Annotated in this window: 25 protein-coding genes and 1 riboswitch; of the genes, 16 read left to right on the top strand and 9 right to left on the bottom strand. The window is 73.9% G+C overall.

All coding sequences use genetic code 11. From position 1 onward, the window contains the following. Positions 1-5 precede the first annotated feature (5 nt). From ACN261_RS26250 to ACN261_RS26235, 4 genes are all read left to right on the top strand, one after another. Positions 6-989, top strand: coding sequence for an alpha/beta hydrolase (locus ACN261_RS26250; RefSeq protein WP_425852664.1), 984 nt, complete (start codon positions 6-8; stop codon positions 987-989). Between the two features lie 119 nt (positions 990-1,108). Next, on the top strand, positions 1,109-2,176 hold the full coding sequence (locus tag ACN261_RS26245) for an alpha-hydroxy acid oxidase (RefSeq protein ID WP_421486830.1): 1,068 nt from the start codon (positions 1,109-1,111) through the stop codon (positions 2,174-2,176). A gap of 4 nt (positions 2,177-2,180) precedes the next feature. Further along, positions 2,181-3,500, top strand: coding sequence for a PLP-dependent aminotransferase family protein (locus ACN261_RS26240; protein ID WP_421482329.1), 1,320 nt, complete (start codon positions 2,181-2,183; stop codon positions 3,498-3,500). 112 nt (positions 3,501-3,612) lie between these two features. Beyond that, positions 3,613-3,864, top strand: a complete 252-nt coding sequence (locus ACN261_RS26235; RefSeq protein ID WP_088646644.1) for a hypothetical protein — start codon at positions 3,613-3,615, stop codon at positions 3,862-3,864. A gap of 78 nt (positions 3,865-3,942) precedes the next feature. On the opposite strand, the gene ACN261_RS26230 is transcribed toward ACN261_RS26235, so the two are convergent. Continuing rightward, positions 3,943-5,379 (bottom strand): glycine hydroxymethyltransferase, encoded by a 1,437-nt coding sequence (locus tag ACN261_RS26230; RefSeq protein WP_421482328.1) that lies wholly within the window; start codon positions 5,377-5,379, stop codon positions 3,943-3,945. Between the two features lie 18 nt (positions 5,380-5,397). Further along, positions 5,398-5,487, bottom strand: a riboswitch (ZMP/ZTP riboswitch). Between the two features lie 131 nt (positions 5,488-5,618). Here ACN261_RS26230 and ACN261_RS26225 point away from each other — a divergent pair. Both ACN261_RS26225 and ACN261_RS26220 read left to right on the top strand, forming a co-directional pair. Further along, positions 5,619-6,425 (top strand): SDR family NAD(P)-dependent oxidoreductase, encoded by an 807-nt coding sequence (locus ACN261_RS26225; protein ID WP_421482327.1) that lies wholly within the window; start codon positions 5,619-5,621, stop codon positions 6,423-6,425. A 58-nt stretch (positions 6,426-6,483) separates the two neighbouring features. Then, positions 6,484-7,353 (top strand): metallophosphoesterase family protein, encoded by an 870-nt coding sequence (locus tag ACN261_RS26220; protein WP_421482325.1) that lies wholly within the window; start codon positions 6,484-6,486, stop codon positions 7,351-7,353. 9 nt (positions 7,354-7,362) lie between these two features. Here the strand turns inward: ACN261_RS26220 and ACN261_RS26215 are convergent, their stop codons facing one another. Further along, entirely contained in the window at positions 7,363-8,178 is an 816-nt protein-coding gene (locus tag ACN261_RS26215) for an SDR family NAD(P)-dependent oxidoreductase (protein ID WP_425852661.1), read from the bottom strand. A 111-nt stretch (positions 8,179-8,289) separates the two neighbouring features. Between ACN261_RS26215 and ACN261_RS26210 the strand changes: the two genes are divergently transcribed. Next, on the top strand, positions 8,290-8,715 hold the full coding sequence (locus ACN261_RS26210) for a winged helix-turn-helix transcriptional regulator (protein ID WP_421482323.1): 426 nt from the start codon (positions 8,290-8,292) through the stop codon (positions 8,713-8,715). Positions 8,716-8,831: 116 nt separating this feature from the next. On the opposite strand, the gene ACN261_RS26205 is transcribed toward ACN261_RS26210, so the two are convergent. From ACN261_RS26205 to ACN261_RS26195, 3 genes are all read right to left on the bottom strand, one after another. Next, positions 8,832-9,332 (bottom strand): hemerythrin domain-containing protein, encoded by a 501-nt coding sequence (locus ACN261_RS26205; protein ID WP_421482322.1) that lies wholly within the window; start codon positions 9,330-9,332, stop codon positions 8,832-8,834. Positions 9,333-9,421: 89 nt separating this feature from the next. After that, positions 9,422-10,291: an NAD(P)H-hydrate dehydratase gene (locus ACN261_RS26200; RefSeq protein WP_425852658.1), complete on the bottom strand. Its 870-nt coding sequence runs from the start codon at positions 10,289-10,291 to the stop codon at positions 9,422-9,424. Continuing rightward, the gene (locus ACN261_RS26195) at positions 10,275-11,006 is read right to left on the bottom strand and encodes a histidine phosphatase family protein (RefSeq protein ID WP_425852655.1); all 732 of its coding nucleotides are present in this window, start codon (positions 11,004-11,006) and stop codon (positions 10,275-10,277) included. Before ACN261_RS26195 ends, ACN261_RS26200 begins: the two co-directional genes overlap by 17 nt. Positions 11,007-11,234: 228 nt before the next feature. Between ACN261_RS26195 and ACN261_RS26190 the strand changes: the two genes are divergently transcribed. Further along, the gene (locus tag ACN261_RS26190; RefSeq protein WP_425852653.1) at positions 11,235-11,777 is read left to right on the top strand and encodes a hypothetical protein; all 543 of its coding nucleotides are present in this window, start codon (positions 11,235-11,237) and stop codon (positions 11,775-11,777) included. Positions 11,778-11,868: 91 nt separating this feature from the next. On the opposite strand, the gene ACN261_RS26185 is transcribed toward ACN261_RS26190, so the two are convergent. Next, the gene (locus ACN261_RS26185) at positions 11,869-12,489 is read right to left on the bottom strand and encodes an L-threonylcarbamoyladenylate synthase (RefSeq protein WP_421482318.1); all 621 of its coding nucleotides are present in this window, start codon (positions 12,487-12,489) and stop codon (positions 11,869-11,871) included. Between the two features lie 366 nt (positions 12,490-12,855). Here ACN261_RS26185 and ACN261_RS26180 point away from each other — a divergent pair, with 366 nt between their 5' ends. Next, entirely contained in the window at positions 12,856-13,068 is a 213-nt protein-coding gene (locus ACN261_RS26180) for a hypothetical protein (protein ID WP_425852651.1), read from the top strand. Positions 13,069-13,107: 39 nt separating this feature from the next. Further along, the gene (locus ACN261_RS26175; RefSeq protein WP_421482315.1) at positions 13,108-14,079 is read left to right on the top strand and encodes a DNA polymerase domain-containing protein; all 972 of its coding nucleotides are present in this window, start codon (positions 13,108-13,110) and stop codon (positions 14,077-14,079) included. A gap of 108 nt (positions 14,080-14,187) precedes the next feature. On the opposite strand, the gene ACN261_RS26170 is transcribed toward ACN261_RS26175, so the two are convergent. After that, positions 14,188-14,694 (bottom strand): Lrp/AsnC family transcriptional regulator, encoded by a 507-nt coding sequence (locus ACN261_RS26170; protein ID WP_421482314.1) that lies wholly within the window; start codon positions 14,692-14,694, stop codon positions 14,188-14,190. A gap of 72 nt (positions 14,695-14,766) precedes the next feature. On the opposite strand from ACN261_RS26170, the gene pdhA reads away from it, so the two are divergent. The 6 genes from pdhA to ACN261_RS26140 all read left to right on the top strand — a co-directional run bounded on the left by pdhA (position 14,767) and on the right by ACN261_RS26140 (position 22,365). Further along, the gene (gene pdhA, locus ACN261_RS26165; RefSeq protein WP_425853653.1) at positions 14,767-15,966 is read left to right on the top strand and encodes a pyruvate dehydrogenase (acetyl-transferring) E1 component subunit alpha; all 1,200 of its coding nucleotides are present in this window, start codon (positions 14,767-14,769) and stop codon (positions 15,964-15,966) included. After that, a complete protein-coding gene (locus ACN261_RS26160) occupies positions 15,966-16,982 on the top strand; it encodes an alpha-ketoacid dehydrogenase subunit beta (RefSeq protein WP_421482313.1) in 1,017 nt (338 codons plus the stop codon). Before pdhA ends, ACN261_RS26160 begins: the two co-directional genes overlap by 1 nt. Continuing rightward, on the top strand, positions 16,979-18,463 hold the full coding sequence (locus tag ACN261_RS26155) for a dihydrolipoamide acetyltransferase family protein (protein ID WP_425852648.1): 1,485 nt from the start codon (positions 16,979-16,981) through the stop codon (positions 18,461-18,463). The genes ACN261_RS26160 and ACN261_RS26155 overlap by 4 nt, the downstream gene beginning before the upstream one ends. A gap of 233 nt (positions 18,464-18,696) precedes the next feature. Continuing rightward, on the top strand, positions 18,697-20,376 hold the full coding sequence (locus tag ACN261_RS26150; protein ID WP_421482311.1) for a right-handed parallel beta-helix repeat-containing protein: 1,680 nt from the start codon (positions 18,697-18,699) through the stop codon (positions 20,374-20,376). Positions 20,377-20,551: 175 nt separating this feature from the next. Then, on the top strand, positions 20,552-21,829 hold the full coding sequence (locus ACN261_RS26145) for an Ig-like domain-containing protein (protein WP_421482310.1): 1,278 nt from the start codon (positions 20,552-20,554) through the stop codon (positions 21,827-21,829). 167 nt (positions 21,830-21,996) lie between these two features. After that, entirely contained in the window at positions 21,997-22,365 is a 369-nt protein-coding gene (locus tag ACN261_RS26140) for an STAS domain-containing protein (RefSeq protein WP_421482309.1), read from the top strand. A 175-nt stretch (positions 22,366-22,540) separates the two neighbouring features. Here the strand turns inward: ACN261_RS26140 and ACN261_RS26135 are convergent, their stop codons facing one another. Further along, on the bottom strand, positions 22,541-22,924 hold the full coding sequence (locus ACN261_RS26135) for an FKBP-type peptidyl-prolyl cis-trans isomerase (protein ID WP_088646491.1): 384 nt from the start codon (positions 22,922-22,924) through the stop codon (positions 22,541-22,543). A 237-nt stretch (positions 22,925-23,161) separates the two neighbouring features. Beyond that, positions 23,162-23,728 (bottom strand): hypothetical protein, encoded by a 567-nt coding sequence (locus tag ACN261_RS26130; protein WP_421482308.1) that lies wholly within the window; start codon positions 23,726-23,728, stop codon positions 23,162-23,164. Between the last annotated feature and the right edge of the window lie 47 nt (positions 23,729-23,775).

Genomic DNA, 23,775 nt, shown 5'->3' with positions numbered 1-23,775 from the left:
ATCCCATGTCCCTCGACCCCCAGGTGGTGGCCTACCGGGCCGCGCGGGCCGCCGCCGGCACGCCACCGCTGTACACCCAGACCCTCGCCGAGGCCCGCGCCGCCGACCTGGCCGCGATCCGGGCCGGTGGTGGTGACGTCGAGCCGGTCCACGAGGTACGCGACACGACCGTCCCCGGCCCCGGCGGGGACCTGCGGGTCCGGGTGCACCGGCCGGCCGGCGACGGCCCGCTGCCCACCCTGGTCTACTTCTTCGGCGGTGGCTGGACGCTGGGCAGCGTGGAGACCGCCGACGGGATCTGCCGCCGGCTCGCCAACGCCACCCCCTGCCAGGTGGTGACGGTCGGCTACCGGCTCGCCCCGGAGCACCCGTTCCCGGCGGCCGTGCTGGACTGCCACGCCGCCACCCGGTGGCTGGCCGGGCACGCCGCCGAGTTGGGCGTGGACCCGGACCGGCTGGTGGTGGGCGGCGACAGCGCCGGGGGCAACCTGGCGGCGGCGGTGACCCTGCTGGCCCGCGCCGAGGGCGGCCCCCGGCTGGCCGGGCAGTTGCTGGTCTACCCGAACACCGACCAGCGGGCCGCCCCCCGCCCCGCCGCCGACCAGGATCCGCTGCTGTTCAACAGGCATTCCGTGGACTGGTACCGGGGTCACTACCTGGCCGACCCGGCGGACGCCACCGACCCGCTGGCCTCGCCGCTGCTCGCCGACGACCTGTCCGGCCTGCCGCCGGCCCTGGTGGTCACCGCCGAGCACGACCCGTTGCGCGACGAGGGACAGCGGTACGCGCAGCGGCTGCGGGAGTCCGGCGTGCCGGTGCGGGCCACCTGCTATCCCGGCATGATCCACGGGTTCTTCGCCATGCCCGGGGTCTTCGACGCCGGCCGGCGCGCCCAGGACGAGGCCGCCGCCTTCCTGCGGGAGGTCTTCGGGCTGCCCACCCCGCCGGCCGACGCCCCCGTCACCGCCACGGTGGGGGACGAGCGGTGACCGTGCTCCCCCCTCCCGCCGGCCCGCCGGCCACCGTCGGACCGGACGCCGGGCCTCCGGACACCGCGCCGCCGGCCACCGTCGGGACGGGTGGGGACGGCGACCGGCCGCCGGTCAGCCTGGCCGACTTCGCCGAGCTGGCCCGGCGGACGCTCCCGCCCGGCGTCTGGGACTTCGTCGGCGGGGGCAGCGGGGTGGAGACCACGCTGGCCGCCAACCGGGCCGCCCTCGACCGGGTCGCCGTGCTGCCCCGGGTGCTGACCGGGGTGGAACGCCCGCGCACCCACGCGCCGCTGCTCGGCCGCGATCAGGCGATGCCGGTGGCGGTCGCGCCGATGGCGTACCAGCGGTTGCTGCACCCGGACGGCGAGCCGGCGCTGGCGGCGGCGGCCGGCGCGGCCGGGGTGCCCTACGTGCTGAGCACGCTGAGCAGCACCCCGGTCGAGGAGGTCACCGCCGCCACCGCCGGGCCGGTCTGGTTCCAGCTCTACTGGCTGCGTGACCGGGGGCTGGTCGCCGACCTGCTCGACCGGGCGCACACCGCCGGCTGTGCGGCGTTGATGGTCACCGTCGACGTGCCGGTGCTCGGCCGGCGGCTACGCGACGTGCGCAACGGCTTCGCGTTGCCGCCAGAGGTGACCGCCGCCAACCTGCCCGCCGGCCGGGACGACCTGGCCCATGCCGGCACCCCCGGCGTGTCGGCCATCGCCGCGCACACCGAGGCCGTCTTCGCTCCCGCCCTGACCTGGGCGGATCTGGCCTGGCTGCGGGAACGCACCCGGCTGCCGCTGCTGGTCAAGGGGGTCCTCGACCCGCGTGACGCGGTCCGCGCCGCCGACGTCGGGGTGGACGCCGTGGTGGTCTCCAACCACGGCGGCCGGCAGCTCGACGGGGCGCCGGCCACCGCCACCATGCTGCCCGAGGTGGTCGCGGCCGTCGGCGAGCGGATCGAGGTGCTGCTGGACAGCGGGGTACGGTCCGGCACGGACGTGCTGCGCGCGCTCGCCCTCGGCGCGTCCGGGGTGCTGCTGGGCCGCCCGATGCTGTGGGCGCTGGCGGCCGGCGGGCGGGCCGGCGCGCAGGCCGCTCTCGACCTGCTCGCCGTCGAGTTGCGCGACGCGTTGACCCTGACCGGCTGTGCCGACCCGGCGCAGGCCCGGCGGCTGCGTACCCTGACCGGAGGCTGACCCGTTGGAGCATCTGGTGGACCTGGACCTGGCGACCCTGCACCCGGCGGTCGACGACCCGGCGCTGAACTCGATGAACTTCCTCAACGAGGTGTCCCAGCACTGGCCCGACGCGGTGTCGCTGGCGGCCGGGCGGCCCTACGAGGAGTTCTTCGACGACGACGCGCCGGGGCGCTGGCTGGACCGGTTCCGCCGGCACCTCGCCGACGACCTCGGGCAGACGCCCGAGCAGGTCCGTCGCACCCTGTTCCAGTACGGCCGGACCAAGGGGATCATCCACCACCTGATCGCCCGCAACCTCGCCGTCGACGAGGACGTCCACGTCGACGACGAGGCGGTGGTGGTGACCGTCGGCTGCCAGGAGGCGATGCTGCTGGTGCTGCGGGCATTGCGGGCCGGCCCGACCGACGTGCTGCTCGCCGTCGCCCCGACGTACGTGGGGTTGACCGGGGCGGCCCGGCTGGTGGACCTGCCGGTGCGGCCGGTGGCCGGTGGTCCGGCCGGGGTGGACCTGGCCGACCTGCGGGCGCAGGCGCACCGGGCCCGGGACGAGGGGTTACGGCCCCGGGCCTGCTACGTGATGCCCGACTTCGCCAACCCCTCCGGCACCAGCATCGGCCTGGCCGACCGGCAACGGCTGCTCGACCTGGCCGCCGAGGAGGACCTGCTGCTCATCGAGGACAACCCGTACGGGCTGTTCCCGGCGGGGGACGCCGACCGGGTGCCGACGCTCAAGGCGTTGGACACCCGACGGCGGGTGGTCTATCTCGGCTCGTTCGCCAAGACGGTGCTGCCCGGGGCGCGGATCGGCTACCTGGTGGCCGACCAGCGGGTCGGTGGGGTCGACGGTGCGGTGGGGTTGTTCGCCGACCAGCTTGCCAAGATCAAGAGCATGGTCTCGGTGAACACGTCGCCGCTGGCCCAGGCCGTCATCGGTGGGGCGCTGCTGGAGCACGGCTGTTCGCTGGTCGCCGCGAACCGGCGGGAACGGGCGGCGTACACCCGCAACCGGGACCATCTCCTCGCCGGCCTGCGGCGGCGTTTCCCGGCCGGGTCGCCGGTGCGCTGGAACTCCCCGGCCGGGGGGTTCTTCGTCGTGGTCACCGTCCCCTTCCCGGTGGACGACGCGCTGCTGCGCCGTTCCGCCGAGCGGTACGGGGTGCTCTGGACCCCGATGGCGCACTTCTACGACGACGGCCGCCCGGTCGACGCGTTGCGGCTGTCGGTCAGCGCCGTCACCCCGGCGCAGATCGACCTCGGTCTGGACCGGCTGGCCGCACTGATCACCGACGAGTTGACCCGTACCGCGGTCCCGGCCGGCTGACCGCCGCGTCCGCGGGCGGTGTCTGTCCGGTGGCACCCGACCCCCACCCGGTGTCGCCGAACCGCCACCCCCCGTGCTGTGCGGCGGTCGGAGCGGTGGCCATAATGGACGCATGGTCGCTTGGGAGTACGCCCTGTTGGTCCGCCGCTACCAGGGACAGGGACGCCAGTTCCACGTCTCGTTCGTCTGGTACGGCCCGGACGGCTCACGCACCGACGTCACGGCGTACGGCGACACCGCGATCGCCCACCTCAACCGGGTCGGCCGGGAAGGCTGGGAGCTGGTCTCCGCCGCCGAGGACGTCAACAACATCCAGGGCAGCACCGAGGTCCACCGCTACCACCTCAAGCGTCCCCTCACCTGATCCCGGCACCCGTCGGCTCCCCGTCGGTCGGGGGGTTCCGCCACCGGAACCCCCCGACCGGACGTGGAGCGGGCCGGGTCAGCCCAGGTCGACGGTGGGGTAGAGGGGGAAGCCGGCGAGCAGGTCGGTGGCCTGCTTGCCGACCGAGTCGGCGACCGCCGGGTCGAGCACGTACTTGGCCTTCGACGGGGTGCCGTCGGCGTTGGCACCCGGCGTGGTCTGGCTGAGCACGGTGTGGATCAGCTCGGCGGTGGCGTCCATCTCGGCGGTGCCGAGGCCCCGGGTGGTCAGCGCCGGGGTGCCGATCCGGATGCCTGAGGTGTACCAGGCGCCGTTGCGGTCCTGCGGGACGGCGTTGCGGTTGGTGACGATGCCCGAGTCGAGCAGCGCCTGCTCGGCCTGCCGGCCGGTCAGGCCGTAGCCGGAGACGTCGAGCAGCACCAGGTGGTTGTCGGTGCCGCCGGTGACCAGGGTGGTGCCCCGGCGCAGCAGCCCCTCGGCGAGGGCCTGGGCGTTGTCGACGATCCGCTGCGCGTAGTCGGCGAAGTCGGGCCGCCGCGCCTCGGCCAGCGCGACCGCCTTGGCCGCCATCACGTGCGGCAGCGGACCGCCGAGCACCATCGGGCAGCCCCGGTCGACCTGGTCGGCCAGCTCCGGGCCGCAGAGCACCATGCCGCCGCGCGGGCCGCGCAGCGACTTGTGGGTGGTGGTGGTGACGATGTGCGCGTGCGGCACCGGGTCGAAGTCGCCGGTGAAGACCTTCCCGGCGACCAGACCGGCGAAATGCGCCATGTCGACCATGAAGGTCGCGCCGACCGAGTCGGCGATCTCCCGCATGATCCGGAAGTTCACCTTCCGGGGGTACGCCGAGTAGCCGGCGACCAGGATCAGCGGCTTGAACTCCCGGGCGGCCTCGGCGACCCGGTCGTAGTCGATCAGACCGGTGGCCGGGTCGGTGCCGTAGCTGCGCTGGTCGAACATCTTGCCGGAGATGTTCGGCCGGAAACCGTGGGTGAGGTGGCCGCCGGCGTCCAGCGACATGCCCAGCATCCGCTGGTTGCCCAGCTCGCGGCGCAGCGCGAACCAGTCCTCCTCGGTCAGGTCGTTGACCTGGCGTACCTGGGCCTTCTGCAAGGCGGGGGACTCGACCCGGTCGGCCAGGATCGCCCAGAAGGCGACCAGGTTGGCGTCGATGCCCGAGTGCGGCTGTACGTACGCGTGGCTGGCCCCGAACAGTTCCTTGGCGTGCTCGGCGGCGAGCGCCTCGACGGTGTCGACGTTCTGGCAGCCGGCGTAGAAACGACGGCCGACGGTGCCCTCGGCGTACTTGTCGCTGAACCAGTTGCCCATGGTCAGCAGGGTCGCCGGGGAGGCGTAGTTCTCGCTGGCGATCAGCTTCAGCGACTCACGCTGGTCGGTCAGCTCCGCGCCGATGGCGTCGGCCACCCGGGGTTCGACCGCCCGGATCACCTCGAGTGCGCTGCGGAAGGCGGTGGACTCGGCGTTGGGCGACATGCGACCTCCAGGTGACGTGCGGAAGGCCCAGGCGCTCGGCGTGCGTCCTCATGACGGGGCCGCTTCCCGATGGTGCTCCATCCCCACGCGCCAGTCACGGCCCGCCGACGATCCTACCGGGTGGCCGCTGGGGGCGTCCGGAGCACCTCCGGCGGGCAGGGTTGGCCGGCCCGATCCGGGGCAATGCAGGCAGCAGGGACATCCGGGCGGCGGAACCCACCGAGGACAGGAGCGGGCAGATGAGCGCACCCACCACCGGACGACCGCTGGCCGTCGTGACCGGGGCCTCCAGCGGCATCGGGTACGAGCTGGCCGGCGAGTTCGTCCGACACGGGTACGACGTGGTGATCGCCGCCGAGGACGCCGGCATCACCGAGGCGGCCGACCACCTGCGCCGCGACGGTCAAGCCGAGATCCGGCCCGTCCAGGTCGACCTGGCGACCTTCGACGGGGTGACGGCGCTGGTCGAGGCGGTGGACGCGACCGGCCGGCCGGTCGACGCGCTGGCGGTCAACGCCGGCCGCGGCGCGGGCGGGGCCTTCGTCGGCGACACCGACCTGCGCGACGAGCTGAACATCATCGACGTCAACGTGACCTCGACCGTGCACCTGGCCAAGCGGATGCTGCCGGGGATGGTCGAACGGGGTGCCGGCCGGGTGCTGTTCACCTCGTCGATCGCGGCCACCATGCCCGGCCCCTACCAGGCGGTCTACAACGCCTCCAAGTCCTTCGTGCAGTCCTTCGCCGAGGCGCTGCGCAACGAGCTGAAGGAGACCGGGGTGACGGTGACCGCGCTGATGCCCGGCCCGACCGAGACGAAGTTCTTCGATCGTGCCGAGATGGGCGACACGAAGGTCGGCGCGGACGACAAGGACGACCCGGCGACGGTGGCCGCGCAGGGCTTCGCGGCGATGATGAAGGGCGAGGAGAAGGTGGTCGCCGGTTCGCTGAAGAACAAGGTCCAGGCGGCGGCGGCCCGGCTCACGCCGGACCGGCTCAAGGCCGAGCAGCACCGTCGGATGGCCGAACCCGGCTCCGCCGACTGACGACGACGGTGCTCCCCGCGCGCACCGCGCCGGGTGACCTTCTGCGTACGATCGGCGGATGCTGGGGGAGGACACCGAGGGCAGTCTGGTCGCGATCAGCGACCTGCACGTCGGGTACAAGGAGAATCGTGCCCTGGTCGAGGCGCTACGGCCCGCCTCGCCACGGGACTGGCTGATCGTCGCCGGTGACGTGGCGGACACCGTCGCCGACATCGAGTGGGCGCTCGGCACGCTCGCCGGGCGCTTCGACACCGTCATCTGGGCGCCGGGCAACCACGAACTGTGGACCCCGCCGGCCGACCCGGTGACCCTGCGCGGGGTGGAGCGCTACGAGCTGCTGGTACGGCGGTGCCGGGAGCTGGGCGTGGTCACCCCCGAGGACGACTACCGGGTGTGGCGGGGGCCGGGCGGCCCGGCGCTGGTGGCACCCCTGTTCCTGCTCTACGACTACAGCTGGCGACCGCCGGGGTTCGACACCCGGGAGGCGGCGCTGGCCGAGGCGTACCGGACCGGGATCGTCTGCACCGACGAGTTCATGCTGCACCCCGACCCGTACCCGAGCCGGCAGGAGTGGTGCGCGGCGCGGCTGGCGGAGACCGCCCGCCGCCTGGACGCCCGCGACCCGCAGTTGCCCACCGTGCTGGTCAACCACTGGCCGCTGGACCGCCACCCGACCGAGGTGCTGCGCTATCCGATCTTCGCGCAGTGGTGCGGGACGGAGGCGACCGCCGACTGGCACCGCCGGTTCGCCGCCACCACCGTGGTCTACGGGCACCTGCACATCCCCCGTACCACCTGGAAGGACGGGGTGCGGTTCGAGGAGGTCTCGGTGGGCTACCCCCGGGAGTGGCGTCAGCGCAGCGTGCCCCCCGGGCGGGTACGGCAGATCCTGCCCGCGCCCACCGGCACGCCGGCACCCCTCTGGTGAGCCACCGGCTCAGCCGGCGTGCAGGCGGGTGAGCAGCGCGTCGGTCACCGTGCCGAGGCGGCGGGCGGCGGCCGGATCGAGCGTCGTGGTCGACAGCGGAACGGGTCTGCCCCGGTCGCTGGCGGTCAGGGCGTCCGACGGTGGATCGTCGATCCATTCCACGACGGGACGGATCGACTTCCCGACCGGCCTGGCGACGACCGACGCCGCCCGGATCACCCCACGGATCGCCGCCGGCATGGTGGACAGGTCACCGCTGCGGGTGAAGCCGGGGTGGTAGAGCACGTACCGTGCCCGGGAGCCGGAGCGCTGCGCGAAGTCCACCCCGAGCAGGTCGTTCGCCCGCCCTGCCTGCAACTGCGCGTCGACCATGCCGTACCTCCGGGTGAGCTGGAGGTCGTCCCAGTGGATCGACCCCCTGGTGGTGCCGACGCCCGCCACGTTGACGATGACCGGCCGTCCGGCGGCGTCGAGCTGTTCGCGTAGACCGTGGCTGAGCAGGTAGCGGCTCAGGTAGTACAGCGCGAAGGTCTGCTCCAGGCCCTCGTCGGTGACCACCCGCCGGGGCGACTGCCGGTTGGCGAACAGGGCCAGTGCGTCCACCCTCGGCCACCGACCCCTGATGGTGTCGATGACCCGACGGGTCTGCGCCACCGAGCGCAGATCCGCCTGGAGGAAGTGCACCCGGCCGGAGAGCGCCCGCACGGCCCGCCCCTTCGCCGGGTTGCTGCCGATCGCGACGACCTCGTCGCCACGGCGGATCCGGGCCTCCAGTGTCGCCCGGCCCATGCCGTCGGTGCCGCCGCTGATGACGATGACCCGCATGCCGCCCCTCTCTCCCGCCCGGTGGCCCCCGTTCGGCACCGGACGTCGACCGTGGACCACGACCGGCACAATCCTTCGCGCAGGCCGGCGACAGCGGAAGAAGGCAGTCTCATGTCCGTACCGAACACGGATGTTCGTTCCCTGGTCGCGGCGGCCCTGCCGACGCCCGTCCCGGCCGACGAGTACGACGGCTGTCCGGTCACCGGGCTGCTGCGGCTGCTCAGTGACAAGTGGTCGATGCTGGTGCTGGTCCTGCTGGGCCGTCAGCCGTACCGCTTCAACGAGCTGCACCGGGCCATCGGCGGGATCAGCCAACGCATGCTGACCCGCACCCTGCGCGGCCTGGAGTCGGCCGGCCTGGTCCTGCGCGAGGTCCATCCCACCGTCCCGCCCAGCGTCGAGTACCGGCTCACCCCGCTCGGACGGAGCCTGCTCGGCCCGCTGTCCGGCCTCGCCGACTGGGCGGTCCGCCACGAGCCCGAACTCGCCGCCGCCCGCCGCCCGGTCACCGCCACGACGTCGTCCGGACCGCGCTGACCTGCCCCACGTGGACCGCCACCACAGGCACCCGCGCGGACCGCACCGGCCGACGCGGCGAGGGGCCCGACCGGATGGTCGGGCCCCTCGGACGTGACGCGGGTCGAACGTGCGGGTCAGGCGGTGGTGGCGTGCCGGGCGCTCCTGACCGCCTTCGGGTCGCTGGGGGAGCGGGGGGCGTCCGGGCGCAGCGCGATCATCCGCTCGCCGATCTCCTGGAGCGGGTTGCGGCCGAGCGCCTCCCGCACCTTCGGGAACCACTCCTGCTCCTCCTCCTCGATGTGGTGCTCGACGTTCTCGATCAGCACCGTGGTCTTGGCGACGAAGTGGTCGTCGGAGGCGTCCATCGCGGACAGTTCGGCGCAGAGCACGTCGGCGACGTGGTGCTCCTCGTACGACTCCAGGATGTCGTCCTCCAGGTCCGGCAGGAGCTTGCGGATCTCCGGGTACATCACCTCGTTCTCGAGGTAGGTGTGGGTGGTCAGGGCCGCCACGATCTCGTCGACCAGGGTGCGGCGGCGGCTGGCCGGCCCCTCCTGCGCCTTCTCGAACTCGCGGAAGAGGCGGCGCATCTCCTTGTGGTCCTCTTTGAGCAGGACGATGGCGTCGGTGGACACCGGTAGACCTCCTTGATCGGCTGACGACAATCCCGGTACCCCGGGACGAACTGCGCAAACGGATCGCGGCGGGCGAACGTCCGACCCGCTCAGACAGTGGCGATCGTGTGCGGGATCTCGTCGAGCAGTTCCCGGGCCAGGAACCCGATCCGGCCGAACCGGGGCACCAGCCGCTGTCCGCTCACCGCGTGCACCCACGCCGCCCAGCAGGCCGCCTGGGCCGGCTCCGCACCCCGGGAGAGCAGCCCGGCGAGCAGCCCCGCCCGCACGTCACCGCTGCCCGAGGTGCCCAGCCCGGCGTCGCCGCTCTCCTCCCGCCAGCACCGGCCGTCGGGGGTGGCGATGTGGCCGTACAGGGAGACCACCGCCTCGTACCGGCGGGCCAGCTCGCGGGACTCGGCGTCCAGGTCGTCGCCGGGGTCGCGGCCGAGCAGGTGCCGGGCCTCGGTGAGGTTCGGGGTCAGCACCACCTTCCGGTCCGCGCCGACCAGCAGGTCCGGTTCGTGGCTGAGCGCGCCCAGCGCGTACGCGTCGAAGACCAGTGCGGTGTGCGGCCCGGCCGCCGACAGCACCAGGCGCAGCAGGGCGCGGGTCTGGTCGATGTCGTTGAGGCCCGGCCCGACGGTGACCACGTCGGCCTGCTCGACCAGCGCGCCGAGCCGGTCGCCCGGGTCCCCGGCGACCGCGCCGTCGGCGGTCTCCGGCAGGCCGACCACCATCGCCTCGGGCACCTGGATGCTCAACGCGGCGGCGGTGGACTCGGCGGCGGCCAGTTGCAGCACCCCGGCACCGGCGCGCAGCGCGGCCACGCCGGCCAGCAGCACCGCGCCCGGGGTGAACCGGGAACCGCCGACGACCAGGACGGTGCCCCGGTTGTCCTTGCCGCCGGTCGGCACCGGCAGCGCCCATTCCCGCAGCAGTCCCGGGGTGATGACCCGGGTGTCAGACCGGTTCGGCATGGATCTCGTCCTCCGTGGTGGGTGGTGCGCCCTGCGCGTGCAGGTGGGTGACGTCGTTGAAAATCTGCGGAACGAGCCGGCCGGTGGCGTCGGCCGACCAGCCGGTCACCGAGCAGTTGGCGATCACGTGCTCCCGGGTCAACCCCATCAGCTCCGCCTCGGTGAGCCCCTCCACCAGGTAGCGGAGCAGGAAGACCAGGGCGTCGTGCCCGAACAGCAGCACCCGCCGCCCCTGGTGGTCGCGGCGCAGGTCGCCGAGGAGGGTACGCAGCCGTAGCGCCACGTCGGTCCAGGATTCGCCGCCCGGCGGCCGGTAGTAGAACTTGCCGAGCCGCTGCCGCCGGGCCGCCTCGTCGGGGAACCGGCGGACCACCCCGTGCCCGGTCAACCCGTCGAGGATGCCCAGCTCCCGGTCGCGCAACCGCTCGTCGACGCTGGCCGGGATCCCGGTGCCGGCCAGCGCCAGTTCCGCCGTCCGCGCCGCCCGCAGGTACGGCGAGACGACCGCGACGTCGGGACGCTGTCGCGCGGGCAGGCCGGCCAGCCACCGGGCGGTCGCCCGCGCCTGCTCCTCACCGGTGTCCGACAGTGGCACGTCGGCGTCGCGGTGGGTCAGGTCGATCAGCTCGGCGCCGGCCGCCTCGGCCGTCGACGCGGCGACGTTCGCGGTGCTCTCCCCGTGCCGGACGATCCACAGCGCCCCCAGTTCCGCCATGTCCCCATGCCTACCCCCACCCCACCCCCGGTAACCCCGCCCTCCGCCGCCGGCCCGGCCTGGCCGCGCCTCCCGCCCGCCCCTGCCGCGCCCGGCCGGCCGGCCTTTGTCAGCGAAGTAGCGGTATCCACGCCCCGGGATACCGCTGTTGCGGCGACATGGAGTCGATCATGTGGGGACAGTCGGTCCGGGGAAGGATCGTCGCCGGGGGATGGGTACCCTGCCCGCGTGGACGGTGGGGCGGACGGCGAACGGTTGGCGGCATCGCTCACCGCATGGCTGGACCGGCTCGAATTCGTCGACCTGGGCGTCGACGAGGTGACCGCGCGGATCATCGACGCCGTGCTGGCCTGGGCCGCCGAGCAGGGCTGGCGGTCCTACCGTCGGGCGGCGAGCGTGCTGCCGCTGCCCCCACCGATGACCGACCGCCACTCGGTGCTGGACGTCGCGTGTGCCCGGCGCGACGGGCCGCCCGTGGTGATCGAGGTCGACCACACCGACCGGCGGCGTACCTGGGAGAAGCTCACGGCGGAGGCGGCCGCCGGCCGGGTCGCCCTGTGGGTGCGCTGGGGTCCGGGGCGGTTCGCCCTGCCGCCGGCCCCGATCCACCTGGTCACCTGCGAGGTGTCCCGGCACGCCGGCGCTCCGGGCGCGGGCCGCCGGCACAGCCGGACGACGGGTCCCGCCCGGCCGGCACCGGTCCACTCGGCCCGTGACGTCGACCCGGTCGTGGAGCCGCTGCCGCTGCCGCCGGCCGAATCCGGTTCCTGACCGGCCGACGGCTGGCCGCACCCCCGCCGTACCCTGTCGCGTGACGGGCAGCAGAGCAGGGGGGTACCCGGCCGGTCGGGGGTGGCTGGACCTACTCGAAGCGGGTCGGGTCGCCCGCGCCGTAGCGGACGATCTCCGGCTCGTCGGTGGAGAAGTCGATCACGGTGGTGGGCAGGGTGCCGCACTCGCCGGAGTCGATCACCGCGTCGATCGCGTGGTCGAGTCGTTCCTTGATCTCCCAACCCTGGGTCATCGGTTCGGTCTCCCCGGGCAGCAGCAGGGTGCTCGACACCAGCGGCTCACCCAGCGCCGCCAGCAGCGCCTGCGCGACCGGATGGTCGGGGATGCGTACCCCGACGGTCTTCTTCTTGGGGTGCAGCAGCCGACGCGGCACCTCCTTGGTGGCGGGCAGGATGAAGGTGTAGCTGCCCGGGGTGGCCGCCTTCAGCGACCGGAACACCGCATTGTTGATCTGCACGAACTGGCCGAGCTGCGCGAAGTCGCGACACACCAGCGTGAAGTGGTGCTTGCTGTCCAGGTGCCGGATCTCCCGGATCCGGTCGAGACCGTCCCGGTTGCCCAACTGGCAGCCGAGCGCGAAACACGAGTCCGTCGGGTAGGCGACCAGGCCGTCGCCGCGCAGCAGGTCGACCACCCGGCTGATCGTCCGGGGCTGCGGGTTCTCCGGGTGTACGTCGAGATAGATCGCCATGGCGGCGAGCCTAGCGGGGGAGCGGCGGCGGTCGCCGATGAGCCCGGAGCACGTCACGCGCCCACGTCAGCATGTGGCATCCGCCGTCGCGGCACTGGAAGCACCGGCGCGGGGGTGGCGGCCCGTCCGGGGCCTCGGGGTGCTGGGCCAGCACCCGCTGCGCGGTCCAGACGACCAGAGCGGGCGTGACCGGTCCGTCGTCCATCGGCATGGGGACCCCTCCCGGGTACGGGCAGCCGGGCACCGATCCCCGATCAGGTACCCGGACCGCTACCGGATGTGCCCCGTCAGCATCACCTGCAACGTGAACACCGTCAATGTTGGAAGTGGCAACGTGTGCACGGGGCACGTACATACGGTCGGAGCGTGAGACTCGTGGCCCTCTCCGACATCGCGGACATGCTCGGTGGCGTGTCGCGCACCAGGGCCACCGAGATCACCAACCGTCCGACCTTCCCGGCACCTATCGACACGGTGGCCAGCGGCAAGGTCCGCGTCTGGGACCGGGCAGCGGTGAACGCGTGGATCAGGCGGTACCGGCCGAACCAACCGCGTGGCGCAGACGACGACGAACGCTGAACGGCTCCGGGTGTCGGGGGTGGCCGTTACCGTGTGAGCGTGGCGACGGCGGCCGAGGAGATCCAGGTGGGGGAGCGGCTGGTCCGCGTCTCCAGCCCCGACAAGCCCTACTTTCCGGAGCGCGGGCTGACCAAGCGGGACGTGGTCGGCTACTTCCTCGCCGTCGGCGACGGCATCCTGCGCGCCCTGCGGGACCGCCCCACGATGCTGGAGCGCTGGCCGCGCGGCGTGTTCGCCGGGGCGAAGATCGGCACCCGGCAGGACAACCGGGGTGACGCCTTCTATCAGAAACGGCTTCCGGCCGGCGCTCCCGACTGGGTGCGCACCGCACACCTCACCTTCCCCAGTGGCCGTACCGCCGACGAGATCGCGCCGGGCGAGCTGGCGGTGGTGATCTGGGCGGCCAACCTCGGCACCCTGCGGTTCCACCCGTGGCCGGTGACGGCGGCCGACGTGGAGCGCCCCGACCAGCTCCGGATCGACCTGGACCCGCTGCCGGGTGTCGGCTTCGAGCAGGTGGTGCCGGTGGCGCACGAGGTCCGGGCGTTCCTCGCCGAGCTGGGCATGGTCGGCTACCCCAAGACCACCGGCGGGCGTGGCCTGCACGTCTACCTGTCCATCGAGCCCCGGTGGAGCTTCGGGGAGTGCCGGCGGGCGGTGCTCGCCCTCGGCCACGAGCTGGCGCGGCGGCTGCCCGACCTGGTCACCACCACCTGGTGGCGGGAGCAGCGGGACCGGCCGGTCTTCATCGACTACAACCAGATGGCCCGCGACCACACGGTGACCTCGGCGTACTCGATCCGGCCCACCCCGGCGGCGCTGGTGTCGGCCCCGCTGGACTGGGCGGAGCTGGACGACGCCCGCCCGGAGGACTTCGACGTGCTGAGCATGCCGGCCCGGTTCGCCGAACGTGGCGACCCGCACGCCGGCCTGGACGGCGACCGCTTCTCGCTGGAGCCGCTGCTGGCCCTGGCCGACCGCGCCGGCCTGGCCGCCCCGCCGGAACGCTGACCCACCGCGCCGGCCTGGCCGGGGCGTCCGGGTGGGCGAGGCGGCGCAGTCCCGCCGGAACGCTGACCGACCGCGCCGGGCGGGCCGTCGCACCGGCCGGGCCGCCACTCAGGCCCAGGGGCTGCCGGCCCCGTCGAACTCGTCGAAGACCAGCCAGGTGCGGGTGGACAGCACCCCGGCGATGCCCTGCACCCGGCTGAGCACCACGTCCCGCAGGGTGGCGTTGTCGGGCGCGCGGACCAGCGCCAGCACGTCGTGTTCCCCGCTGAGCAGCGCCACGTGCTCGATGTAGCGCACCCGGGCCAGCTCCGCCGACACCTCCCGCCAGGTGTTCTGCTGGATGGTCAACGAGATGTACGCCGAGGTGCCCAACCCGGCCGGCTCCGGCGCGACCAGTGCCCGGAAGCCGGTCACCACCCCGTCGCGTAGCAGCCGTTCCAGCCGGGCGTACGCGTTGGTGCGCGACACGTGCACCCGTTCGGCGAGGGTGCGCACCGACATCCGCCCGTCGCGGACCAGTTCGGCGAGGATGCGCCGGTCCACCTCGTCCAGCGGCGTGGCCGAACGTCCCGTTCCGCCCGTCCCGGCCCCGGCGGGGGTGGTCTCCTGGCCCATCAGCAGCTCCTTGAAATGCCAATCGTCCCGCGTTGGGCGCGCATGTTGAGTCAATCATCCGACGGCTGGAGCATAGGGCCACCACACGTCCAGGAGGTCCCCGCCGTGACGACCACACCCCAGGCGGTCCGCAGGGCATCCCCGCGTACCCGTCGACCGGCCACCCCGGTCGCCCCCGAACCCACCGCCGGCCTGCTCCCGCAGACCGAGCCGGTCCGGCTGCTCGACCCCGACGGCACCCCGCTGCCACCCCGCGCCGACCTGCCCGAACCACCTGTCGAGACGCTGCGCGAGATGTACCGCCGGATGGTCGTCGGCCGGCGCTTCGACGCGCAGTCCACCGCCCTGACCAAGCAGGGCCGGCTCGCCGTCTACCCGTCCTCGCGTGGCCAGGAGGCGTGCCAGGTCGGCGCGGTGCTGGCGCTGCGCGACGACGACTGGGTCTTCCCCACCTACCGGGAGTCGATGGCGCTGACCGCCCGGGGCATCGACCCGGTCGAGGTGCTCACCCTGCTGCGCGGCGACTGGCACTGCGGGTACGACCCGACGGTGGTCCGCACCGCGCCGCAGTGCACCCCGCTGGCGACCCAGTGCGTGCACGCCGCCGGCCTGGCCTACGGCGAGTCCTACCAGGGGCGGGACACCGTCGCGCTGGCGTTCATCGGCGACGGCGCGACCAGCGAGGGCGACTTCCACGAGGGGCTCAACTTCGCCGCCGTGTTCAAGGCCCCGGTCGTCTACTTCGTGCAGAACAACAAGTACGCGATCAGCGTCCCGCTGTCCCGGCAGACGGCCGCGCCGAGCCTGGCCTACAAGGGCGTCGGCTACGGGGTGCCCAGCGAGCAGGTCGACGGCAACGACCCGGTGGCCGTCCTGGCGGTGCTCACCCGGGCGGTGGCGTACGCCCGCGCCGGGCACGGGCCGTACCTGGTGGAGGCGCACACCTACCGGATGGAGGCGCACACCAACGCCGACGACGCCACCCGCTACCGGGACCCCGACGAGGTCGAGGCGTGGCGGGACCGTGACCCGGTGGCCCGGCTGGAGGCGTACCTGCGCAGCCGGGGCGAGCTGGACGACGCGGCGGTCGCGCAGATCGCCGCCGAGGCCGAGGCGTACGCCGCCGACCTGCGGGAGCGGATGCACGCCCAGCCGGCCGTCGACCCGCTGAGCCTGTTCGAGCACGTCTACGCCGAGCCGACCCCGCAACTGGTCGAGCAGCGCGAGATGGTCCGGGCCGAGCTGGCCGCCGACGCGGAGGGGGACGCCTGATGGCCACCATGACCATGGCGAAGGCCCTCAACGCGGCGCTCGCCGACGCGATGCTCGACGACGAGCGGGTGCTCGTCTTCGGCGAGGACGTCGGGCAGCTCGGCGGGGTCTTCCGGATCACGGACGGGTTGCAGGCCCGGTTCGGTGACAAGCGCTGCTTCGACACCCCGCTCGCCGAGGCCGGCATCGTCGGCTTCGCCGTCGGCCTGGCCATGTCCGGGCTGCGGCCGGTGGTCGAGATGCAGTTCGACGCGTTCGCCTACCCGGCGTTCGAGCAGATCGCCTCGCACGTGGCGAAGCTGCGCAACCGCACCCGGGGCGCGCTGAGCGTGCCGATGGTCATCCGGGTGCCGTACGCGGGCGGCATCGGCGGGGTCGAGCACCACTGCGACTCGTCCGAGGCGTACTACGCGCACACCCCCGGGCTGAAGGTGGTCACCCCGGCGACGGTCGAGGACGCGTACTCGCTGCTGCGGGAGGCCATCGCCGACCCGGACCCGGTGGTGTTCCTGGAGCCGAAGAAGCTCTACTTCGCCAGCGGCGAGGCCGTGCTGCCGGCCCGGACCGCCCCGTTCGGCCGGGCCGTGGTGCGCCGTCCCGGCACCGACGCCACCCTGGTCGCGTACGGCCCGGCGGTGCCGGTGGCGCTGGAGGCCGCCGAAGCCGCCCGGGAGGACGGCTGGGACCTGGAGGTCGTCGACGTACGGACCATCGTGCCGTTCGACGACGCCACCGTCACCGCCTCGGTCCGCCGTACCGGCAGGTGCGTGGTGATCACCGAGGCGCAGGGCTTCGCCGGGGTCGGCGCGGAGATCGCCGCCCGGGTGCAGGAGCGCTGCTTCCACGCCCTGCACGCCCCGGTGCTGCGGGTCGCCGGGCTGGACATCCCCTATCCGGCCCCGATGCTGGAGCACACCCACCTGCCCGGGGTGGACCGGGTCCTCGACACCGTGGCCCGCCTCCAGTGGGACGACCGGCCCGACCCGCGCTGGCTGGTGCAGGGGAGCGCGGCGTGAGCGCCCGCGCCGCCACCGGCACCCGGGTCTTCCTCCTGCCCGACCTCGGCGAGGGGCTGAGCGAGGCCGAGATCGTCGAGTGGAAGGTCGCCGTCGGTGACGTGGTCACCGTGGACCAGAGCGTGGTGGAGGTGGAGACCGCCAAGGCCGTGGTCGACGTGCCCTGCCCGTACGCCGGGCGGGTGGTCGCCCTGCACGGCGCGGTCGGCGAGACGCGCCCGGTCGGTCAGCCGCTGATCACCGTCGCGCCGGCCGACGGCGGCGACGAGCCCGCCGGGCACGCCACCTACCGCGAGGAGGAGCGGGCCGGCTCCGGCAACGTCCTGATCGGGTACGGCACCGGCCACGGCGGCACCCGGCGGCGGCGACGCCCCCGGCTGACCCTGGCCCCGGAGCCGGCCGCCGCGCCCGTCGCGGAGCCGGCCGTCGGGTCCGTCCCCGTCGGCACCGTCGGCCCGTCGTCCGCGCCGAGGGTCCCGGCCGGCGCGGGGACGGACACCCCGGCCACCGGGGCGTCCACCGACGGCGTCGTCCCGCCGGCCGGAGGCGGCACCGCGCCGGCCGGCGGGACGGCCCCCCTGGTCATCTCGCCGATCGTGCGCCGGCTCGCCCGCGAACACGGGCTCGACCTGGCCGGGCTGCGGGGCACCGGCCCCGGCGGCGTGATCCGTCGCGGCGACGTGGAGGCCGCCCTGACCACCGCCCCGCGGCGGCACACCGACGAACCGGGCCGGCCCGTCGCGGACCCGGCCCCGGCGGCGCACGTCGGACCGGTCCCCGCCGACGCGTCCGACGTGGTCATCCCGCTGACCGGCATCCGCCGGGTCATCGCCGACAAGCTCTCCCGCAGCCGTCGGGAGATTCCCGAGGTCACCATCTGGGTGGACGCGGACGCCACCGCGTTGCTGGCCACCCGGGCGGCGATCAACGCGGCCACGCCGGACGCCCCGGTCAGCGTGCTGGCCCTGCTGGCCCGGATCTGCCTCAGCGGCCTGCGCCGGTTCCCGCAGCTCAACGCGCACGTCGACACGGAGGGGCAGCGCATCGTCCAGTCGGCCGGCGTGCACCTGGGCATCGCCGCGCAGACCGACCGGGGCCTGCTCGTGCCGGTGCTGCGCGACGCCCAGCGGCTGACCACCCGGGAGTTGGCCGCCGCCCTGGCGCAGACCACCGCCGAGGCCCGCGCCGGCACGCTGCCACCGGCCCAGCTCACCGGCGGCACCTTCACCCTCAACAACTACGGCGTGTTCGGGGTGGACGGTTCCACCCCGATCATCAACCATCCGGAGGCGGCGCTGCTCGGGGTGGGGCGGATCGTGGACAAGCCGTGGGTGGTCGACGGGCAGTTGGCGGTCCGCAAGGTGACCCAGCTCAGCCTCACCTTCGACCACCGGGTCTGCGACGGCGGGGTGGCCGGCGGGTTCCTGCGGCACGTCGCCGACTGCGTCGAACAGCCGGCGCTGCTGGTGGCGAACGTCTGAGCGGTACGCCCGGAGCCGGTCACCCTGGGCGGGGTGACCGGCTCCGGCGCGCTGCCCGGCGTTCGTCCGGTTCGGCGCGACGACCGGCCGGCGGGTGTTTTCCGGTCGGCGGGCCGGGAATCCGGCGCGGGTCACGGACGCGCCGTACCTCCGGTGGGCGCGCACCGCACTGCGCGCGCCCGGTCGCGGCCCTGCCGTGTCGGTCGTGGACGCACCGCCGAGAGGAGCCACCCGTGCCGTACCAGGGTCTGCCCGTCGCCGTGCGGGACCGCCGTCCCCCCGTCGCCGGGGCACCGCTGTGGTGCAACGCCCACGACTACGGGTTGACCGGCGACGGGGTGACCAACGACCAACCCGCGCTGGCGGCCCTGGTGGACCGGCTCGGTGCCGGCTACGCGGCCGACGGCCGGGCCCGGGTGATCTGGTGCCCGCCGGGCATCTACTCCATCCGCGACGCCGGCACGGTGTGGCGCAGCGGGGTGTCGCTGATCGGTGCCGGCCCGGCCGCCACCCGGTTCCTGCTCAGCAACGAGGGCAACCGCAGCGACCCGACACCGTTGGCGTTCTGGACGGTGCTGCAGCACGGCGCGGACCGGGACCGGCACATCGCCGACTGCACCTTCGCCGACTTCGAGATCGACGGCTCCGGGGTGGCCATGGCCGAGTACAACTACCTGGCCAAGGGCCTCGGGTTGCAGTACGTCGTGCGCGGGGTGTTCCGCAACCTCTACATCCACCACACGGCGGCCAGTGGCCTGGGCTGCGACTTCCTCCAGGACACCCTGGTCGACGGGGTGGTGGTGGTCGGCTGCGGCCGGCTGGACAACGGCGAGCAGATGGGCGGCGCGGGCATCGGCATCGGCATCGGCGGCTGGGGCGACATGGAACGGCTCACCATCGCCAACTGCACCGCCCTGGCCAACGGCACCAACGGCATCTTCCTGGAACTCCAGAAGGACTACTGGACGCCGCCGCGCGGCTACCGGATCGTCGGCTGCCACAGCCAGGGCAACCGGTTCGGCATCTCGGACTGGGGTGCCGACGGGCTGATCGTCACCGGCTGCACGATGACCGGCAACCTGGAGGCCGGCTACGACGTGTCGGGCAACGGCACCTCGGGCGTCGCCGGCCGGGGCGGCCTGCTCACCGACTGCGTCATCGACGGCAACGTGGGCGACGGGATCAGCATGGGCAACACCCCGGGCCCGTACACGGTGCGGGGCAACCGGATCAGCGGCAACGGTGGTTACGGCTACCACCAGCACGACCTGGGTCGCGGCTACCCGCACCCGGCGCAGGACGTGGTGGTGGAGAGCAACGAGTTCTGGGGCAACGGCCTGGACGCGATCCGGGTGGACCGCCCGATGACCGACGCGATGCTGCTCGACAACCGCATCCGCAACAACGGCCGGCGGTGCGCCGAGGCGTCCCACGGCGGCGGCGAGTCGGTCCGGTACACCGAGCGGTCCCTGGTCGACCGCTCGGCGACCTGGGCGCAGGACAGCCACCGGGGCAAGGTGCTGCGGGTCGGCCGGCGGGTCGCGGTGGTCGCCACGAACACCGCCACCGAACTGCACCTCGCCCCGGTACGCCCCGACGCCTACAGCGGGTGGAGCGGGGACACTCCGCTGCCGGGCACCGCGTACGAGTTGCCGGCCGCGCCGCCGACCCGGGCCGGCATCGCGATCAACGCGGCGTTCGACTCGGCGACGGTGCGCGGCAACCGGATCTGGGACAACCACGACGAGCGCACCCAGACCCACGGCATGTGGATCACTGCCCGGGGCAGTTGCGTCGGCTGCCGGGTCGAGGACAACGACCTGGCCGGCAACGCGGTGGCGGCCCTGCGGCTGGACACCCCGCCGGTCGGCGGGCGGTGGCACCGTAACCACGGCGACCAGGACTGGGACTGACCGCCCGGGGTGTCCCGGCACGGCCGATCCCGGACATCGGCGGCACCGTGGCCGCCTGCCGCCCGCCGGGGTCGATAAGCCCGGCCCCGCCCGCCCGGTTCCCCGGAAAGCCCGACCCGCCCCGAGAAACGCTGTACAGAATGTGGCCAAGGGGACTGGAAACGGGGGATGGAATATGGACGTGAGGCGGCGATTGACGCTGATGGCGGTGACCATCGCGGCCACACCGTTGGTCCTCGGCGGGTGCACCGCCGAGCGGAAGCCGGCGGCCGGGGCGGCACCCGGCGCGGCGGCGGCCCCCACGGTGACGGTGACCCCCGCCGACCGGGCGAAGGACGTCCCGGTCAGCGCGGAGGTCGGCGCGACCGTGAGCAACGGCCGGGTGACCAGCGTCAAGCTCACCGACGACAAGGGCCGGGCGGTGGCCGGGGAGCCGCGGGAGGACGGGTCGAGCTGGGTGCCGGCGGCCCCGCTGGGCAACGGCCGGACCTACACCGCCGAGGTCACCGCGACCGGCGACGCGGGCCGGACCACCGTCGGGCGCACCACGTTCACCACGACCCCGACGAATACGAACCGGCAGGCGCTGACCAGCGTGCTCTATTTCGCCGGAAACCAGACGTACGGCACCGCGATGCCGGTGACGGTCGCGTTCGAACCGGCCATTCCGAAAGAGGCCAGGGCGGCCGTGCAGCGACGATTGTTCGTGAAGACCGATCCGCCCCAGCCGGGCACCTGGTCGTGGCTGGAGGACGGCAGTCAGGTCTACTACCGGGCCCCCGACTTCTGGCGCACCGGGACCACGATCAGCGTCCGCTCCGCACTGGAGGGGCTGCCCATCGGCAAGGAGTACGTCGGTGACGCCGACCGGCGGTCCACCTCGAGGATCGGCCGGCAGGTCGCCCTGGACATCGACAACGCCACCAAGCAGATGTCGGTCTTCCAGGACGGCAGGCTGGTCCGTCGGATCCCGGTCAGCCTCGGCAAGCCGAGCACCCCGAGTTCCAGCGGCAAGATGGTGATCATGGAGAAGCACCAGCAGACCCGCTTCGACACCCGGGGCGAGCCCGACGGCGGCTACGTGGTCGACGTCGAGGACGCCCAGCGCCTCACCTGGGGCGGCGAGTTCATCCACGCGGCCCCCTGGTCGGAGGGGGACCAGGGCTACACCAACGTCTCGCACGGCTGCGCCAACGTCTCCTCGTCCGCCGCCGACTGGCTGATGGGCATCACCCAGGTCGGTGACCTGGTGACCGTGAAGGGCACCGAGGTGCCGCTGCGGCCGGGCAACGGCTGGACCGCCTGGAACACGAGCTGGGCCGAGTTCGCCCGGGGCAGCGCGCTGCCCGTACCGCCGGGGTTGAAGCCGGCCCCCGCCACGAGCGCGCCGCACCCGGGGGCGGTCGCCGGTGGCTCGTCGCCGGCCCCCGCGCCGTCGGCCAGCGGCGGCTGACGCACCCGACCGCACCTGCGACGACCGGCCGTTCCGACGGCCGGTCGTCGCAGGTGCGACTCCACCCTGAGAAGGACTCGGGGTCGGCTCCGGGGCGACCCTGGGACTACCCCGAAACCCGCCCTGGGCAGGGCGGAAACGTCAGGGGTGGGGGCTACATTCGGGGCATGACGCAGGCAGAGGACCGGTTCCACGTGCGGCTGCGGGTGGCCGACGACGTGGTCGAGGTGCGCGCGGTCGGTGAGATCGACATCGCCACCGTGGGCGCGTTCCGGGCCGCCCTCTGGGCCGCACCGGCCCGCCCGCTGCTCCGGCTCGACCTGTCCGGGGTCCAGTTGCTCTCCGCGGCCGGGGTACGGGCGCTGGTCGCCGCCCATCTCAGGGTCCGGGCCCGGGGCGGTGAGCTGGTGGTGGTCGACCCCGATCCGGTGGTCGCCCGGGTGCTGCGGGTCGGCGGCCTGCACCGCGTCATCGCCGTCCGGCACGGCGACGCCCCGGTCGGGGCCCTGTCCCGCCCGCTGGCCGCCTGCGCCTGACCATGTGCCCCGGCGACCGCCGGGGCGGCACCGGAGAGCTGGCGACCGGGGCGGCACCGGGGTCCGGCGGCCGGGCCGTGCGCCGTGGGGCCCGGCGGCCGGGCCGCGCCACGGAGTCCGCCGGTCGGGGCCGCCGGGCGGTGCCGCCGGGCGGTGCCGGCGACCCCGACCGGCGTCAGCGCACGCCGAGCAGGTCGACGACGAAGACCAGGGTCTCGTTCGGCTTGATCACGCCGCCCGCGCCCCGGCTGCCGTAACCCAGGTGCGGCGGGATGGTGAGCCGACGGCGACCGCCGACCTTCATCCCCACCACGCCCTGGTCCCAGCCGGCGATGACCTGACCGCCGCCGAGCGGGAACTCGAACGCCTCGCCCCGGTTCCAGGACGCGTCGAACTCGCGACCGGTGGAGTGGGACACCCCCACGTAGTGCACGTTGGCGAGCTGGCCGGGACGCGCCTCCGGGCCCTCCCCGACGGTGATGTCCTCGATCACCAGGTCGGCCGGGGCCGCACCCTCGATCGGGCCGATCTCCGGCTTGCCTGCCTGGGGCGTGTTCATCTGCTGTTCTCCTCTGTCGTCACCCGATCGTCCGGACGGTGTCGATCCTGCCCGATCGCGAGGGCGTCGGCTGCCGCGGGCCCCGCCGACCGGGCCCCGCGCGTCGCGGGACCCGGCCCGCGGGAGCCGCCGTACCCGCATCCCGCCCGCACGGGGTCGGGCGCAGACGCGGCAGGGGCGCCACCGTGGCGGTGGCGCCCCTGCCGGTCGGTCGACCACCCGGGTGGGTGGGACCGGTCACCTGAGCCAGCCGAACCGGCGGACCAGCGGGAGGGTGGCCCAGACCCGGCCGAGGCCGAGGGTGTTCCCCGCGCCGACCAGGGCGAGGCCGGCCAGCACCGCGGCGTAGATCAGGTGGTCGTCCATGAAGGGGTTGTTCGCGGGAGGCAGGACGGCGGTCCACATCAGCACCATGAGCAGGCCACCGGCGACGGCGGCGATCCGCATCCCGATGCCGAGCAGCAGGGCCACCCCGATGCCGGCCAGGCCGATCATGAACAGCCAGTCGGCCCAGGCCGCACCGGCGATGTCCTGGTAGATCCCCTGGAACGGACCCTTCGCGCCGAAGGCGAGGAAACCCTTGGTCGGGCTGCCGCCGTTGATCCAGGCGTTCTTCGCCGGGGTCTCGTGGCCGAGGCCGAACAGCTTGTCCAGGAAGGCCCAGAGGAAGATCCAGCCGAGGGCCAGCCGGGTTCCGGCCCAGACGTACCGGGCGGCCCGCTGGCGGGTGGTCTCGGTTCCGGCCACCGGTGCGATGGTCCTGGCGGTGGTGTTCCGCTCGATCGTCGCGGTCATGGTCTCCACGTCCCTTCTCTGCCTGGCACCGCACTTCCCGGTGGCAGTTACATTCC

This window comes from Micromonospora sp. WMMD723 (genome assembly GCF_049863385.1).
Taxonomy (GTDB): Bacteria; Actinomycetota; Actinomycetes; order Mycobacteriales; family Micromonosporaceae; genus Micromonospora; species Micromonospora wenchangensis.
This window is presented reverse-complemented; position numbering and strand designations above follow the sequence as displayed.

What these genes read in the sequence shown, in the direction of transcription:
- ACN261_RS26145 (WP_421482310.1), top strand. Translation starts at nt 20,552, where the DNA reads ATGGACGTGAGGCGGCGATTGACGCTGATGGCGGTGACCATCGCGGCC.
- ACN261_RS26210 (WP_421482323.1), top strand. Translation starts at nt 8,290, where the DNA reads ATGTCCGTACCGAACACGGATGTTCGTTCCCTGGTCGCGGCGGCCCTG.
- ACN261_RS26160 (WP_421482313.1), top strand. Translation starts at nt 15,966, where the DNA reads ATGGCCACCATGACCATGGCGAAGGCCCTCAACGCGGCGCTCGCCGAC.
- ACN261_RS26220 (WP_421482325.1), top strand. Translation starts at nt 6,484, where the DNA reads ATGCTGGGGGAGGACACCGAGGGCAGTCTGGTCGCGATCAGCGACCTG.
- ACN261_RS26200 (WP_425852658.1), bottom strand. Translation starts at nt 10,291, where the DNA reads ATGCCGAACCGGTCTGACACCCGGGTCATCACCCCGGGACTGCTGCGG.
- ACN261_RS26135 (WP_088646491.1), bottom strand. Translation starts at nt 22,924, where the DNA reads ATGAACACGCCCCAGGCAGGCAAGCCGGAGATCGGCCCGATCGAGGGT.
- ACN261_RS26230 (WP_421482328.1), bottom strand. Translation starts at nt 5,379, where the DNA reads ATGTCGCCCAACGCCGAGTCCACCGCCTTCCGCAGCGCACTCGAGGTG.
- ACN261_RS26250 (WP_425852664.1), top strand. Translation starts at nt 6, where the DNA reads ATGTCCCTCGACCCCCAGGTGGTGGCCTACCGGGCCGCGCGGGCCGCC.
- ACN261_RS26215 (WP_425852661.1), bottom strand. Translation starts at nt 8,178, where the DNA reads ATGCGGGTCATCGTCATCAGCGGCGGCACCGACGGCATGGGCCGGGCG.
- ACN261_RS26170 (WP_421482314.1), bottom strand. Translation starts at nt 14,694, where the DNA reads ATGGGCCAGGAGACCACCCCCGCCGGGGCCGGGACGGGCGGAACGGGA.
- ACN261_RS26235 (WP_088646644.1), top strand. Translation starts at nt 3,613, where the DNA reads ATGGTCGCTTGGGAGTACGCCCTGTTGGTCCGCCGCTACCAGGGACAG.
- ACN261_RS26140 (WP_421482309.1), top strand. Translation starts at nt 21,997, where the DNA reads ATGACGCAGGCAGAGGACCGGTTCCACGTGCGGCTGCGGGTGGCCGAC.
- ACN261_RS26185 (WP_421482318.1), bottom strand. Translation starts at nt 12,489, where the DNA reads ATGGCGATCTATCTCGACGTACACCCGGAGAACCCGCAGCCCCGGACG.
- ACN261_RS26225 (WP_421482327.1), top strand. Translation starts at nt 5,619, where the DNA reads ATGAGCGCACCCACCACCGGACGACCGCTGGCCGTCGTGACCGGGGCC.
- ACN261_RS26195 (WP_425852655.1), bottom strand. Translation starts at nt 11,006, where the DNA reads ATGGCGGAACTGGGGGCGCTGTGGATCGTCCGGCACGGGGAGAGCACC.